This window comes from Sporosarcina thermotolerans (assembly GCF_030067815.1).
GTDB classification, from domain to species: Bacteria; Bacillota; Bacilli; order Bacillales_A; family Planococcaceae; genus Sporosarcina; species Sporosarcina thermotolerans.
In genome coordinates, this window is the sequence record NZ_CP125968.1 from 1,170,001 (window position 1) to 1,184,104 (window position 14,104).

8 protein-coding genes, 7 pseudogenes and 1 riboswitch are annotated in these 14,104 nt (G+C 45.2%); of the genes and pseudogenes, 12 read left to right on the plus strand and 3 right to left on the minus strand.

The window, feature by feature from the left end; genetic code table 11:
* Positions 1–199: 199 nt before the first annotated feature.
* The 12 genes and pseudogenes from QNH10_RS06625 (at position 200) to purD (ending at position 12,067) form a co-directional block, all read left to right on the plus strand.
* Positions 200–727: a DUF2179 domain-containing protein gene (locus QNH10_RS06625; protein WP_283733986.1), complete on the plus strand. Its 528-nt coding sequence runs from the start codon at positions 200–202 to the stop codon at positions 725–727.
* Positions 724–915, plus strand: coding sequence for an NETI motif-containing protein (locus QNH10_RS06630; protein ID WP_283733987.1), 192 nt, complete (start codon positions 724–726; stop codon positions 913–915). Before QNH10_RS06625 ends, QNH10_RS06630 begins: the two co-directional genes overlap by 4 nt.
* 85 nt (positions 916–1,000) lie before the next feature.
* Positions 1,001–1,100: riboswitch (purine riboswitch) on the plus strand.
* Between the two features lie 174 nt (positions 1,101–1,274).
* A pseudogene (gene purE / locus QNH10_RS06635) lies at positions 1,275–1,740 on the plus strand (5-(carboxyamino)imidazole ribonucleotide mutase).
* A complete protein-coding gene (purK, locus tag QNH10_RS06640; RefSeq protein WP_283733988.1) occupies positions 1,737–2,855 on the plus strand; it encodes a 5-(carboxyamino)imidazole ribonucleotide synthase in 1,119 nt (372 codons plus the stop codon). Before purE ends, purK begins: the two are co-directional and overlap by 4 nt.
* A 40-nt stretch (positions 2,856–2,895) precedes the next feature.
* Positions 2,896–3,149: pseudogene (purS, locus tag QNH10_RS06645) on the plus strand (phosphoribosylformylglycinamidine synthase subunit PurS).
* Positions 3,146–3,830, plus strand: a pseudogene (purQ, locus tag QNH10_RS06650) (phosphoribosylformylglycinamidine synthase subunit PurQ). Before purS ends, purQ begins: the two co-directional pseudogenes overlap by 4 nt.
* 43 nt (positions 3,831–3,873) lie before the next feature.
* Positions 3,874–6,044, plus strand: a pseudogene (gene purL / locus QNH10_RS06655) (phosphoribosylformylglycinamidine synthase subunit PurL).
* Positions 6,020–7,446 (plus strand): annotated as a pseudogene (gene purF / locus QNH10_RS06660) (amidophosphoribosyltransferase). Before purL ends, purF begins: the two co-directional pseudogenes overlap by 25 nt.
* A gap of 119 nt (positions 7,447–7,565) precedes the next feature.
* Positions 7,566–8,623, plus strand: a pseudogene (gene purM / locus QNH10_RS06665) (phosphoribosylformylglycinamidine cyclo-ligase).
* Positions 8,620–9,210, plus strand: a complete 591-nt coding sequence (gene purN, locus QNH10_RS06670) for a phosphoribosylglycinamide formyltransferase (protein WP_283733989.1) — start codon at positions 8,620–8,622, stop codon at positions 9,208–9,210. Before purM ends, purN begins: the two are co-directional and overlap by 4 nt.
* Before the next feature lie 44 nt (positions 9,211–9,254).
* The gene (purH, locus tag QNH10_RS06675) at positions 9,255–10,790 is read left to right on the plus strand and encodes a bifunctional phosphoribosylaminoimidazolecarboxamide formyltransferase/IMP cyclohydrolase (protein WP_283733990.1); all 1,536 of its coding nucleotides are present in this window, start codon (positions 9,255–9,257) and stop codon (positions 10,788–10,790) included.
* An 18-nt stretch (positions 10,791–10,808) separates the two neighbouring features.
* Positions 10,809–12,067 (plus strand): annotated as a pseudogene (gene purD, locus QNH10_RS06680) (phosphoribosylamine--glycine ligase).
* Between the two features lie 97 nt (positions 12,068–12,164).
* On the opposite strand, the gene QNH10_RS06685 reads toward purD, so the two are convergent.
* Genes QNH10_RS06685 through QNH10_RS06695 form a run of 3 tightly spaced genes read right to left on the minus strand, consistent with a single transcriptional unit; the run spans position 12,165 to position 14,052 of the window.
* Positions 12,165–12,758 carry a Ger(x)C family spore germination C-terminal domain-containing protein gene (locus tag QNH10_RS06685; protein ID WP_283733991.1) on the minus strand — a complete coding sequence of 198 codons (594 nt, stop codon included), beginning with the start codon at positions 12,756–12,758 and terminating at the stop codon, positions 12,165–12,167.
* On the minus strand, positions 12,755–13,282 hold the full coding sequence (locus tag QNH10_RS06690) for a Ger(x)C family spore germination protein (RefSeq protein WP_283733992.1): 528 nt from the start codon (positions 13,280–13,282) through the stop codon (positions 12,755–12,757). Before QNH10_RS06690 ends, QNH10_RS06685 begins: the two co-directional genes overlap by 4 nt.
* Positions 13,261–14,052, minus strand: a complete 792-nt coding sequence (locus QNH10_RS06695) for a hypothetical protein (protein ID WP_283733993.1) — start codon at positions 14,050–14,052, stop codon at positions 13,261–13,263. The genes QNH10_RS06690 and QNH10_RS06695 overlap by 22 nt, the downstream gene beginning before the upstream one ends.
* Positions 14,053–14,104: the final 52 nt, after the last annotated feature.

Below are 14,104 nucleotides of genomic sequence, written 5' to 3' on the forward strand. Positions count from 1 at the left end.
CGCTCAAGAATCCATTGCCGTGCTCAAGAATTCATCCCCCACGCTCACGAATCGGCCCCCAACGCTCAAGCATCCCATCCCTGTCCAAAACACCTCCGATTATCCACATCCTTCATAGTCCTCCACTATTAATTTCTTGAATTCTCCTGTATTGAGCGTTAAGATGAAGGTCATCCTAGAAGAAGGGGGTTGACGTATAATGACTATGGTTCTTATCATTTTTGCAATTAACATCGTATATGTGACTTTCTTTACGGTCCGAATGATTCTTACTCTGAAAGGATATCGGTATATTGCGGCTGTTGTAAGTATGGTTGAGGTCGTTATCTACATTGTCGGCCTTGGCTTAGTGTTAGATAATCTGAATGAAATACAAAATATCATTGCATATGCGGTCGGTTACGGGATTGGTGTTATTATTGGTTCGAAGATTGAGGAAAAACTTGCCCTTGGTTATATTACCGTTAATGTGATCACTGCAGATGTGGATTATGAAATGCCAAAATTATTACGTGAAAAAGGGTATGGTGTGACGGATTGGTCTGCGAATGGTTTGGAAGGCAGACGTTCTGCCATGCAGATTTTAACACCGCGAAAAGATGAATTGAAACTTTATGATACAATCAAACAGCTCGATCCGAAAGCATTCATTATTTCATATGAGCCAAAGACGATTCATGGTGGATTTTGGGTGAAGTCTGTTAAGAGAGGAAAATTGTTTAAATGAGTTCAAAGAAGAAAACGGTTTGGTTTGAAGTTGAAGAGGGCGAGACAGTTGCTGAATGCCTGCAACGTCTATCAGCTGCCGGCTATTCCGTGGCTGGTCGAAAGGAAGAACCAGTTTTTAAGGAAGAGGCTGGAGAGTATGTCCCAATCCGTCAAATTATTAAATTCAAAGGGATTTTAAGTGAATAATTGTCTAAAATACGAACGATGAATAAATGGAATTATTTATCGTTCGTATTTTTTATTGACGTGGCTACTTTCAGTTGATATTATAAAGATAGTAATAGAAGACCCACATATATGCTGAAGAATTGGCTTCAGCGTTTCTACCAGGACACCGTAATGTCTGGACTATGCGGGAAAGCGAATTTAAGGATTTGGCGAAAGATGTGCCATTTTAAAATGTGTACATTCATCCTTATGCCATTTGAACATTATCCTTGAATGAACTGCTTTCCATGTATGTGGAAAATAGTTTATTCAAGGATTTTTTTATTTTATTGAAAAGAAGGAGAGAATTGTCTGTGGAACCGAAAATTGGCGTCATCATGGGAAGTAAAAGTGATTGGGAAACGATGAAGCATCTTCTTGCGATATTTTGGATGAACTGAATGTGCTATATGAAAAGAAAGTGGTCTCAGCACACCGCACACCGGATTATATGTTTGAGTATGCGGAACAGGCGCAATATAGAGGAATAGAAGTCATTATCGCGGGAGCAGGCGGAGCTGCCCATCTTCCGGGGATGGTTGCTTCGAAGACTCTTTGCCGGTCATCGGCGTTCCTGTTCAATCCAAAGCACTGAACGGAATGGACTCATTGTTATCAATTGTCCAGATGCCTGGTGGTGTTCCAGTCGCAACTGTGTCAATTGGCAAAGCAGGGGCAACGAATGCAGGACTACTTGCTGCCCAGTTTTTGGCGGTGCATGATACGGAACTACAGGCGAGACTCCAAGAACGTCGAGATAATATGCGCGAAGCGGCATTGGAAAGCAGCGGTGAATTGGAATGAAGACAATCTTACCAGGCCAGACAATTGGAATCATTGGTGGGGGACAGTTAGGCAGGATGATGGGACTTGCAGCGAAAGAAGCGGGTTTTCGAATAGCTGTACTTGACCCTACGATGGATTCGCCTTGCGGACAGATCGCCGATATCCGGATAGTCGCTTCTTATAATGATGAGACGGCACTTGAAGAGCTTGGCGAAGTAAGTGATGTAATTACGTACGAGTTCGAGAATATTGATTATGTTGGCCTTAAACGTCTTAGCGAAATCGCTTATGTGCCACAAGGGGCTGAGCTTGTAAGAATCACCCAAAATAGGGCAACGGAAAAGGCGGAAATTAAGGCGTCAGGCGCTCCTGTAGCTAACTATGTGACGGCTGAAACGTTTGAAGAGTTAAAAGGGAAAATAAATACAGTTGGTTTTCCTTGCATCGTTAAAACCGCTTTCGGCGGATATGATGGAAAAGGGCAAGTAAAGCTTAATTCACTAGAAGATATTAAAGAGGCGGAAAGTCTATTCGAACATTCAACATGCATAGCGGAAGCTTTCGTTCCATTCACTAAAGAGATTTCAGTCATCATTCAACGGAATCCGGAAGGGGAGTCGTACTGCCTGCCAATCGCTGAAAACATTCATAAACATCATATTTTACATGAATCAATTGTACCGGCAAGGGTGAGTTCCAAAGTAATTGGAAAAGCTGAAGAGGCGGCGAAGCAGATTGCTGACCACCTTGAGCTTGTAGGAACATTGGCGGTAGAAATGTTTGTACTCGAAAATGATGAAATCATTATCAACGAACTGGCACCACGGCCGCATAATTCAGGGCATTACTCGATTGAGGCATGTAATGTTTCACAGTTCCATCAGCATGTCCGCGCAGTTTGCGGTTGGCCGCTTCGAAAGCCGAAGCTATGGGCACCGTCCATTATGGTGAATGTATTAGGTGAACATGTGGCTCCCCTTAAAAAAGTTATCGTGAACTATCCGGATTGGTCCGTTCATCTTTATGGAAAAGCGGAAGCGAAGGAAAAACGTAAGATGGGGCATGTCACAATCATGACAGATGATATTGAGAAAACGTTACAAGATATAGATTCTACAGGCATTTGGGCTTAATCAATCAAATTAATGCGATTTCAATTGGGAGGAAACCAAAATGACAAAAGTTAAAGTTTACGTAACATTACGCGAAAGTGTTGTAGATCCACAAGGCATTGCTGCACAGGAGGCACTACAAACGATGGGGTTTGACGAAGTGGAAAGCGTACGTATTGGAAGGCTGATTGAACTTGAACTTGCGGAACAGCCGCTGAAATCGAAACACGTGTGACGGAAATGTGCGATAAGCTTCTTGTCAATAAAGTGATTGAGAACTATAGCTTTGAAATCGGGGAGGTTGCGGGTAAATGAGGTTCGCCATTTTAAGTTTTCCGGATCCAGTTGTGACGTGGATATGTTGCGTGCAGTGAGAGATGTTATCGGTGAGGGTGCTGAAATCGTCAGCCACACGGATGCTGTTTTGGAAAATTACGATGCTGTATTGATACCGACTGGAGCTTCTTATGGAGATTATTACGCCCAGGTGCGCTTGCACAAAGCTCTAAGTCGATTGCGAGTTTAAAAGCTTTTGCTGATTCCGGGAAATTAGTGCTTGGTGTAGGAAATGGCTTCCAAATCCTTGTTGAGGCGGGTATCCTACCAGGCGCATTCTTACGGAATAAAGGCTTAAAATTCAGAAGCGGTAAAGCGAAGCTTACTGTTCAAAATGCTTCGACCTATTTCACAAGCAACTATGAACAAGGTCAGTTACTTACAATTCCATTTGCCCATGAGTATGGCAATTATTATGTTGACTCGGATACTGCCCAACTCTTAAAAGAGACGAACAGAATTGTATTTACATATGAAGATGGAAATGCGGATGGCAGTGTGGAAGAAATTGCCGGTGTGTTGAATGAAAGAGGCAATGTCCTTGGGATGATGCCGCTACCTGAACGGGCGGTCGAAGAAATTATCGGTGGAACGGACGGATTGCCTTTATTCCAATCAATCTTGAAGAACTGGAGTGAGAACAATGTCAGCCATGCATGAACCTACAGCTCAGCAAATCAAAGATGAAAAATTATACCTTCAAATGGGGATGACCGATGAGGAGTTCGAACGTGCGGTTGGCATGATTGGACGTCTTCCAAATTACACGGAAACAGGTTTGTTCTCTGCTATGTGGTCTGAGCATTGTTCATATAAAAGCTCGAAGCCGGTATTGCGCAAATTCCCGACAGAAGGGGCACGTGTCTTGCAAGGTCCTGGGGAAGGTGCAGGAATCGTCGATATCGGGGATAATCAGGCGGCAGTATTCAAAATGGAATCGCATAACTCCCCTTCAGCAATCGAGCCATTCATCGGCGCAGCGACTGGTGCTGGCGGAATCATTCGTGACGTTTTCTCGATGGGTGCCCGTCCGGTTGCACTCGTCAACTCGATGCGTTTCGGTGATTTGTCTGATGCACGTGATCGTTATTTATTTGAACAGGCGGTTGCGGGGATTGCAAGCTATGGGAATACAATCGGGATTCCGACAGTGGCTGGGGAAGTGCAGTTTGATAATAGCTATTCGAAGCGCCCGCTTGTCAATGCGATGGCTGTTGGTTTATTGAATCATGAGGATATCCAGAAAGGTATCGCTTCTGGTGTCGGCAATACAGTATTGTATGTCGGTGCGAAAACGGGGCGTGATGGAATCCATGGTGCGACGATGTCTTCGTCCGAGGTTGCTGTTGAGAAGAAGCGGAACTTCCAGTAATGCAGGCGGGAGATCCTTATCTTGAAAAGTTGCTGATGGAAGCATGTCTTGAGCTTGTTAAATCTGATGCGTTAATCGGAATCCAAGACATGGGTGCCGCTGGTCTTACTTCATCTTCAGCGGAAATGGCTTCGAAAGCGGGATATGGCGTGGAATTAAATTTGGATCTTGTTCCGCAACGTGAAGAAGGAATGACAGCTTATGAAATGATGCTTTCCGAATCACAGGAGCGCATGCTTGTTGTTGTAAAGCATGGCCGTGAAGATGAAATCATCGATCTATGTAAGAAGTATGGTCTTGAAGCGGTAGCAATCGGTAAAGTAACAGACGATAAAATGCTTCGTCTTGTTCATAAAGGTGAGGTTGTAGCGGAAATTTCAGCGGATATCCTTGCTGAAGATGCACCGGTTTATCATAAAGTTTCCGAGGAGCCTGCGTATTTCCGTGAGTTCCAGCGAATCGAGAATACTGAACCGGCAGTCGAAGATTTAAAAGCGACGTTGACGGCATTGTTGCAGCGTCCAACGATTGCTTCGAAGGAATGGGTTTATAATCAATTCGATTCCCAAGCACGCTCAAATACAGTCGTTGCACCAGGTTCTTCTGCAGGAGTCATCCGTGTGCAAGGAACGAATAAGGGACTTGCGATGACGGCAGATTGCAACTCACGCTATATCTATCTTGACCCGGAAACGGGCGGAAAGATTGCTGTTGCTGAAGGAGCACGGAATCTTGTCTGCTCAGGTGCAGAGCCAATTGCAGCGACAGATTGCCTAAATTTCGGCAGCCCGGATAAGCCGGAAGTATTCTGGCAAATTGAGAAATCCGCAGATGGCATTTCTGAAGCTTGTCGTACATTGAATGCGCCAATTATCGGAGGTAACGTATCGATGTCGAATGAAGTGAATGGCGTACCAGTTTACCCAACGCCGACAATGGGCTTGGTCGGAATCGTTCATGATCTTCAGCAAGTGACGACAACTGAGTTCAAGCAAGCAGGCGACGCAATTTATTTGATTGGTGAGACGGCAACTGAATTTGGTGGTAGCGAGCTTCAGCAAATGGTGGAAGGCAAGATTTTCGGTAAGGTTCCTGCTATTGATCTTGAAGTGGAATCTGCACGCCAAAAAGCATTGCTAAAAGCGATTCAAAGCAAGTTAGTCCAATCGGCTACAGACTTGTCTGAAGGTGGCTTTGCAATTGCTCTTTGTGAGAAGGCGTTCGATGCAGATGGACTTGGTGCTGAAGTGACTATTTCAGGTTCAGCGGTAACTGCTTTATTCAGCGAAACACAATCTCGGTTCCTTGTAACAGTAAAAGAAGAGCTTACGACTGCTTTTGATGCACTTGTACAAGATGCAGTGAAAATCGGTACGGTTACAAATGAAGAGAAAATCGTCATAAAAGGCGATAACAATACTGTTTTAATTGACGGGACGGTGGAAGAATTCCGTTCTGCTTGGAAAGGGGCAATTCCATGCTTGCTGAACTCAGAGGCCTAAACGAGGAATGTGGCGTATTCGGCATTTGGGGCCATGAAGAGGCGTCACAACTCACGTATTACGGCTTGCATGCGTTACAGCATCGCGGGCAGGAAGGTGCCGGGATTGCGACGAAGAATGGTAAAGGGTTGTTAGTGAAGAAAGGCGAAGGCCTTGTTAATGAAGTGTTTTCCGGTGACTCACTTAAAGGATTGACAGGTAATAGCGCAATTGGGCAAGTTAGGTACACGACTGAAGATGGAAGGGGAGCGGAGAATGTGCAGCCGCTCGTCTTCCGTTCTACGACGGGCAGCATGGCGATTGCGCATAACGGGAACTTGATCAATGCGCAGGAATTAAAAGAAAGCCTCGAAAAGCAAGGGAGCATTTTTCAAACGACTTCCGATACGGAAGTGCTGGCGCATTTAATCAAAAAGAGTGCCGGAGGAGCGTTAACACAGCGGGATCGTGTGAAAAAGGCGCTTTCGATGTTAAAAGGAGCCTTCGCATTCGTATTGTTGACGGAAGAAGGGCTAATGGTCGCACAGGATCCAAATGCAATGCGGCCGCTATCTCTCGGGAAGTTGGGAGATGCGTGGGTAGTTGCATCCGAGACTTGTGCGTTTGATTTGATTGGCGCAGAAACGATTCGGTCGGTAGAGCCTGGTGAATTGATCATTATTAATAATAAAGGCTTGCAATCTGATCGATTTGCCGAGGCGGGAGATCGTGCGATGTGTTCAATGGAATATGTCTATTTTTCGAGACCCGATTCAGATATCGACGGCATTAATATCCATATGGCACGGAAACGATGTGGGAAACAACTCGCAAAGGAAGTTCAGATCGAAGCGGACGTCGTTACGGGCGTTCCCGATTCAAGTATTTCGGCGGCTATCGGATTCTCCGAGGAAAGCGGAATTCCTTATGAATTAGGATTGATTAAAAATAGATATGTCGGCAGAACATTCATCCAACCGACACAGGCGATGCGTAGAGAGGCGTAAAGCTAAAGCTTTCGCCGGTACAACAAGTTGTCGCAGGAAAACGAGTCGTCATGGTGGATGATTCGATAGTCCGAGGGACGACGTCGAAACGGATTGTCAAAATGTTAAGGGATGCAGGGGCAACGGAAGTACATGTCGTTATTGCAGCACCTCCATTGGTCAGTCCTTGCTTTTATGGCGTAGACATCAGTACGGATTCGGACTTGATAGCAACCGGGCGTTCTGTCGAGGAAGTCCGTGACTTGATTGCTGCTGATTCGCTGACGTTCCTTTCAGCGGAAGGAATGTTAAAGGCAATCGGTAGATCTCCTGAAATGAAGAACTGCGGACAATGCCTCGCTTGTTTTACAGGCGAATACCCGACGGAGATTTATGCGGACACAGTATTGCCGCATGAAAAAGAACTTTCGCGATAAGAAGTGAGTGCGCGCTAAATTCTCGTTTGCTTCGGGAAAGTTCTTATTACTCATTTATTTTAAAACAGCTGCATTCATTTACGAAAAAAAGCACATTCATTCTCAAAGGAGGACATTCCATGTCAAAGGCGTATGAAAAGGCGGGAGTCAATATTGAAGCGGGCTACGAATCGGTGGAACGCATGAAATCACATGTCGCACGCACGGCACGTAAGGGTGTCGCAGGAGCGTTTGGCGGTTTCGGAGGGATGTTCGATCTTTCGGAACTTAACTATAAAGAGCCGGTTTTAATTTCCGGAACAGATGGCGTCGGTACAAAATTGAAATTGGCGTTTCTTGCGGATAAGCATGACACAATCGGTATCGACTGCGTCGCGATGTGTGTGAACGATATTGTCGCGCAAGGGGCAGAACCACTATACTTCTTGGATTATATCGCACTTGGCAAGGCCGTTCCTGAGAAAGTCGAAGCGATTGTCAAAGGAATTGCGGACGGTTGCGTGCAGTCGGGAGCAGCGTTGATCGGCGGAGAGACGGCTGAAATGCCAGGACTTTACTATGTCGAGGAATATGATTTAGCAGGATTTGCAGTAGGTGCTTGCGAAAAAAGTAAAGTCGTAACCGGTGAAAAAGTGGCTGAAGGGGATGTTCTTGTCGGAATCTCTTCAAGCGGCATCCATTCAAATGGTTTTTCACTGTTCGAAAAATCGTTTTAGAAGATCAAGGATATGCGATTGACGACTATATTGCTGGCTTTGAGGAACTTGGAAAGGTAGGACAGGCATTGCTTGAACCTACAAAGATTTATGCAAAGCCAGTCATGCAAATTCACGAAGAACTTGACGTCCATTCAATGGGCCATATAACGGGTGGAGGTTTCTATGAAAATCTTCCAAGAATGTTTGGGGAAGGCTTTGGAGTGGAGATCAATCTTGGGTCATGGCCTGTACTCCCAGTTTTCAAAATGCTGAAAGCAAAAGGCGAACTGTCTGATAAAGATCTGTATAGCGTTTTCAATATGGGTATCGGGTTTGTCATCGCCCTTCCGGCGGATCAGGCGAAGCGTGCAATCCAGATTGCGGCTGAGCACAATGAAGAAGCGTTTGAAATTGGTCATGTCGTTCGCGGAACGGGAGTCATATTCAACGGGGACCATGACGGGAGTCTTGCAGAATGACTGGTAAAACAAAGATAGCTATTTTCGCATCCGGTAGCGGTAGCAATTTTGCTGCACTTGAGATTGCATGCCGTGAAGGGGAATTGGATGCGGAAATCGTACTAGTCATGACTGATAAACCCGCTTCCTTCGTTGTAGAACGGGCGAGGCAAGCGGATATACGGGCTGTCGCTTTGGAGCAGAATGCATTCCCTTCAAAGCGAGAATTTGAAGAAGCCCTTATAGCCATTTTACAAGAAGCGGGCGTTGAATGGATTGTGCTGGCAGGTTATATGAGGCTGATTGGCCCAACATTGCTTGACGCTTATCCTTCACGTATTGTCAATATCCATCCCTCTTTGCTGCCGTCATTCCCGGGTAAGGACGCTATCGGTCAAGCGATTGCACACGGTGTAAAAGTGACCGGGGTCACCGTCCATCTTGTAGATGAAGGAATGGATACCGGCCCAATTTTGGCGCAAGCCGCAGTCCGGGTAGTGGAAGGTAATCCTGAAATGACCGCGCAAGCAATACATGCCGTTGAACACGTCATCTATAAAGAGGCGTTACAGTCATTGTTCACCAGTGAAATGAAGTGTAAAGCTTGAATTCACTTGCAACAGTTTATTATAAAAATCGGAGGTAACCACTCGTGAAAAAACGTGCATTACTCAGTGTTTCAGACAAAAGCGGTATATTGGAATTCGCCCAAGCGCTTGAGAAACTCGATTATGAAATTCTATCAACAGGCGGGACGATGAAGCATCTGAAAGAAAACGGAGTCGCAGTAACAGCAGTCGACGAAGTGACGGGCTTCCCTGAAATCATGGAAGGTCGTGTGAAAACACTTAATCCGATGATTCACGGCGGTCTCCTTGCAAAACAAGACGATCCAACACATCAAGCTCAGATGATCGAACACGGCATCGAGCCGATCCATATCGTTTGTGTCAATCTTTATCCATTCAAAGAAACGATTTCCAAACCTAACGTTTCTGTCGAAGACGCTATCGAAAACATTGATATTGGCGGTCCAGCGATGCTTCGTGCGTCCGCAAAAAACCATGCTTACGTTACCGTAATTGTTGACGCGGCTGACTATGCACAAGTCCTTGAAGAGCTAAACGAAGAAGGACAGACGACTCTTGCAACACGCCGTCGTCTTGCAGCGAAAGTGTTCCGTCATACAGCAGCTTACGATGCACTCATTTCAGGCTATTTAACAGACCTATCAGAAGAAAAATTCCCTGAACAAATCACATTTACATATGAATTAAAACAGCCACTACGCTACGGGGAAAACCCGCATCAAAAGGCGGCGTTTTACAGCCGTCCGCTTGGATCGGACTTCTCCATCGCAAATGCGGAGCAATTACACGGTAAAGAGCTTTCTTACAATAATATTCAGGATGCCAATGCAGCCATCCAAATCGTGAAGGAATTCCAGCAACCTGCGGCAGTCGCTGTGAAGCATATGAATCCTTGCGGAGTAGGTGTTGGTGATACGATTTCGGAGGCTTTCAATAAAGCATACGAAGCCGACCCGGTTTCCATCTTTGGAGGAATCATCGCATTAAATCGTGAAGTCGATGCGGCAACAGCTGAACAGCTTTCTGGAATTTTCCTTGAAATCATTATTGCACCGTCATTCACGGAGGAAGCAAACACATTATTAACGAAGAAGAAAAACATCAGACTTTTGACAATCCCGTTCGGACAACAGATAAAGGATTCTTGGAATACGGTATCTGTTGAAGGTGGTTTACTCATACAGGAGCCGGATACATTCGGATTCGAAAATGCAGACATCCGCATTGCAACGGACCGTGAACCGACAGAAGCGGAATGGGAAGCGCTCAAACTCGGTTGGGCAGTCGTCAAGCATGTGAAATCCAATGCGATTGTTGTTTCGGATGCACAAAGAACGCTTGGCGTTGGAGCAGGGCAAATGAACCGCGTCGGAGCTGCGAATATCGCATTAACGCAAGCAGGCGAACGTGCAAATGGCGCAGCACTTGCATCGGACACGTTCTTCCCAATGGACGATACTGTGGAAGCTGCCGCCAAAGCGGGTATTACAGCAATCATTCAGCCTGGTGGATCCGTGAAAGACGAAGATTCTATTAAAAAGGCAAATGAATACGGCATTGCAATGGTGTTCACAGGCGTACGTCATTTCAAACATTGATCGAAGGAGAAGATACAGATGAAAGTACTTGTCATCGGCAGTGGAGGCCGGGAGCACGCAATCGCCCGCCAATTCAAAAACTCGGCATCGGTGTCGGAAGTGTTCGTCGCGCCGGGCAATGACGGCATGGAAAAGGATGCTGTCTGTGTACAGATTGCGGCAACCGATTTCATAGCGCTTGCTTCTTTCGCGAAAGAGCGCCAGATCGACTTGACATTTGTCGGACCTGAACAGCCATTGGCGGAGGGTATTGTCGACTACTTCACAGAACAAGGGCTTAGGATTTTTGGGCCGACAAAGGCTGCCGCTCAAATTGAAGGCAGCAAGTCCTTTGCGAAGGATCTGATGAAAAAGTACGGTATCCCAACGGCGGCTTATGGGACGTTCACGGATGCAGATGAAGCGAAGGCGTTCATCCAGCAGCAAGGTGCACCAATCGTCGTAAAGGCAGATGGGCTCGCTGCAGGGAAAGGCGTCATTGTCGCAATGACTATCGAAGAAGCAATCGAAGCGGTTGACGATATGATTGGCAATCAACGGTTCGGTGATTCCTCATCCCGCGTAGTCATCGAGGAATTCCTTGACGGGGAAGAGTTCTCGTATATGTCATTTGTGCATGAAGGGCAAATCTACCCAATGGTCATCGCGCAGGATCATAAGCGCGCGTATGACGGCGATAAAGGGCCGAACACGGGCGGTATGGGTGCATACTCCCCTGTACCTCAAATTCCCGAGGCTGTCATTATAGAGGCATACGAGAAGGTCGTCGTTCCGACCGTGCGCGCGATGACGGAGGAAGGCGTTTCGTTCACTGGAATTCTTTACGCAGGACTCATCTTGACGAATGAAGGCCCGAAAGTGATCGAGTTCAACGCCCGTTTCGGCGATCCTGAGACACAGGTCGTCCTGCCAAGGATGGCATCCGATTTCGGTGAATTCATGATGGCACTTATGAATGAAAAGCCGTTTTTATTGGAATGGCATGAAGAAGCAATGCTCGGCGTAGTGTTGGCATCGGACGGCTATCCGGGGATGTCGTTAATGGAGCAAAATTGCCTAATCTTGCACTACTAAAAGGGCTTGACGTTTTCCACGCAGGCACAAAAGCGCAAGGAAATCATTTCATCGGCAATGGCGGCCGCGTCCTTTTAGTTACTGCAAAAGCCGGAACCTTGAAAGAGGCGCAAGCAAAAGTGTATGACGGATTGAATCAAGTCGAATGGAATGGTTTCTTCTATCGTACAGATATCGGCTGGCGCACATTACAAAGTAAATAAAAACAGACCACACATATTGATGTGTGGTCTGTTTCTTTCGATTAGACTTGCTTCGCTTGTGCAAGCCGTTCTTCGTAACGGCTTTCGGTTTTTAATATTACTCAACTGCACCGGTGCCCTTTAACTTGACCTTCACTGTGACGTTAAATTTGATGTCAGGATAAATCCGATTCCATTCATCCATCGTATCCTTATGCGATAATCTTGTCGCCCGATATCGCAAGCCAAACCCGAACGGATCAACATTTTTTTCTTGGAATTTTGTCAATAATTCCACGGTTTGCTTTTTTATATGTTCAGCTGCTAATTTATCGTATTTCCCTAAATTCATGCCGTTCAAACGGTGCTTGGATTCGCCGATGTAACCTACTGTTGTGATTTTCATATCGATCCGAGGCTCACCCTCGTTCAGGATAAGTTTATATTTAACTCTCACTTCATAGATTTTTAATACGAAGGAGTGATTTACTTCCTTAACATTATAACTGAATCCGGAAGCGCTGTTCGCAATTGAGTTGAAATACTTTGTTTCTTCGGACGTCAATTCCATGGGTTCTTCTCCCCGTTTAATAACAATCGATTTTTCGACTTTAAATTCCTGATTTTCCTCGTCAATATCGATGATCGGCAAAACGGCATCAATCCCTTTACCTAACACTTCCCGTCGGAATTCAAATAGAAATGTCGTCAAGATGTTGGGGCTTTTGTACCCGTATTGTCAAAAAAATTATATAAAGAAATCGATGCAGGTGCTTCAATTGCCGGTTCGAAGGAAAGGACTTTTTCTGACGTGTTTGCGGCAACAGCGACGAAGCAAATCATCTGAATATCTCCGCGCCTTGTGAAAAAGTCCATGAATGAAGCCAAATCCTTACTAAGTAATTCTTTGTTCAAAATAATGATCCGGTTATGCGTTAAGTCCAATAGTTTGTCGGTGCGTGTTTCCATTTCAGCTACGGCTAACGCAATTGAATCGGCATCATGTGATAAATAAGCGTAGGTGGGAGTTGTTGCCTGTTTGACATTTCCGATTGGTTTTGCCAATTTCAATGTCACTCTGTACCCGTCTTTTACCTTTTCAGAAGGATCAATCCCGATTCCTACGACGAAGATCCTTTTGTCGATGTCTTTGAATGCACATCCCGCTTGTAGAAGCACCATAAGAAAAAGGACAGCTGCAATGCCCCCTTTTATTATTTTTTGCTTTTCCGCCATTTGGATGCAGCTCCTTTTCGTGCCGAAAGTAGACAAAAGATTAGCAAAGTGAGCAAGGCTGGGGTGAAGTAGTTGTCAAACATCGAGACATACTTGAATAGGCCATCTGTCGTAATCTTTACTACTACGGTCATCGCAACAGCCCAAAATATGACGATCAATAATGGAGAAGTTAAATTGAAAGATTTCCATTTGAACCGTTCAGAATAAAGAACACTCGAAAGCAACTGGATGGAAACATGCCAATGCATGATGATACTAACGACACCAAGCGCCAAAAAAGAGCCAATGAATAGAAAGACGATTCGTTCGATGACCCCGAATTTCATCCGTATTGAATCACTCGTCATAATCCATGGAAACATAGTATTCTTTATGGCGTCGTACCCCGTGAAGCCAATCGGAAGGAAATAAGTCGTCGCAAGGACATATGCTAAGAAGAATCCGAGAAGGGTTATTCCTTTGCCTGTCGGCTTTTTCAGTTGCGTGAAAACCCGATTAAAAATGACTAAGTTCGCGGTCCCTACGACTATAAAGAGGGAAGACGTAAAAGCTCCGTAATCCGGTAGATGATTAATTTCCATAAGTGCGACACGCACATAATCCCAGTTTAGATCGCGACTAAAATACCCTTTCATTTGAATAAATACAATAAAAGGGACAACAACGACAAAAATAATTTCACTCATATATAAGATGTTATGTGCTTTCATGAATACGCCAAATGTGACAACAATTACAAACGTCAACACAATCGTATAAAGCGACATAGCAGGAGTCAGAAACCTAATAATGATAATTGTATAAATAGTAAGTGTAAAT

Excerpts from the sequence above, each read along its gene's own strand:
- purN (WP_283733989.1), top strand. The coding sequence starts at position 8,620 with ATGACTGGTAAAACAAAGATAGCTATTTTCGCATCCGGTAGCGGTAGC.
- QNH10_RS06695 (WP_283733993.1), bottom strand. The coding sequence starts at position 14,052 with ATGTCGCTTTATACGATTGTGTTGACGTTTGTAATTGTTGTCACATTT.
- QNH10_RS06630 (WP_283733987.1), top strand. The coding sequence starts at position 724 with ATGAGTTCAAAGAAGAAAACGGTTTGGTTTGAAGTTGAAGAGGGCGAG.
- QNH10_RS06625 (WP_283733986.1), top strand. The coding sequence starts at position 200 with ATGACTATGGTTCTTATCATTTTTGCAATTAACATCGTATATGTGACT.
- QNH10_RS06690 (WP_283733992.1), bottom strand. The coding sequence starts at position 13,282 with ATGGCGGAAAAGCAAAAAATAATAAAAGGGGGCATTGCAGCTGTCCTT.
- purK (WP_283733988.1), top strand. The coding sequence starts at position 1,737 with ATGAAGACAATCTTACCAGGCCAGACAATTGGAATCATTGGTGGGGGA.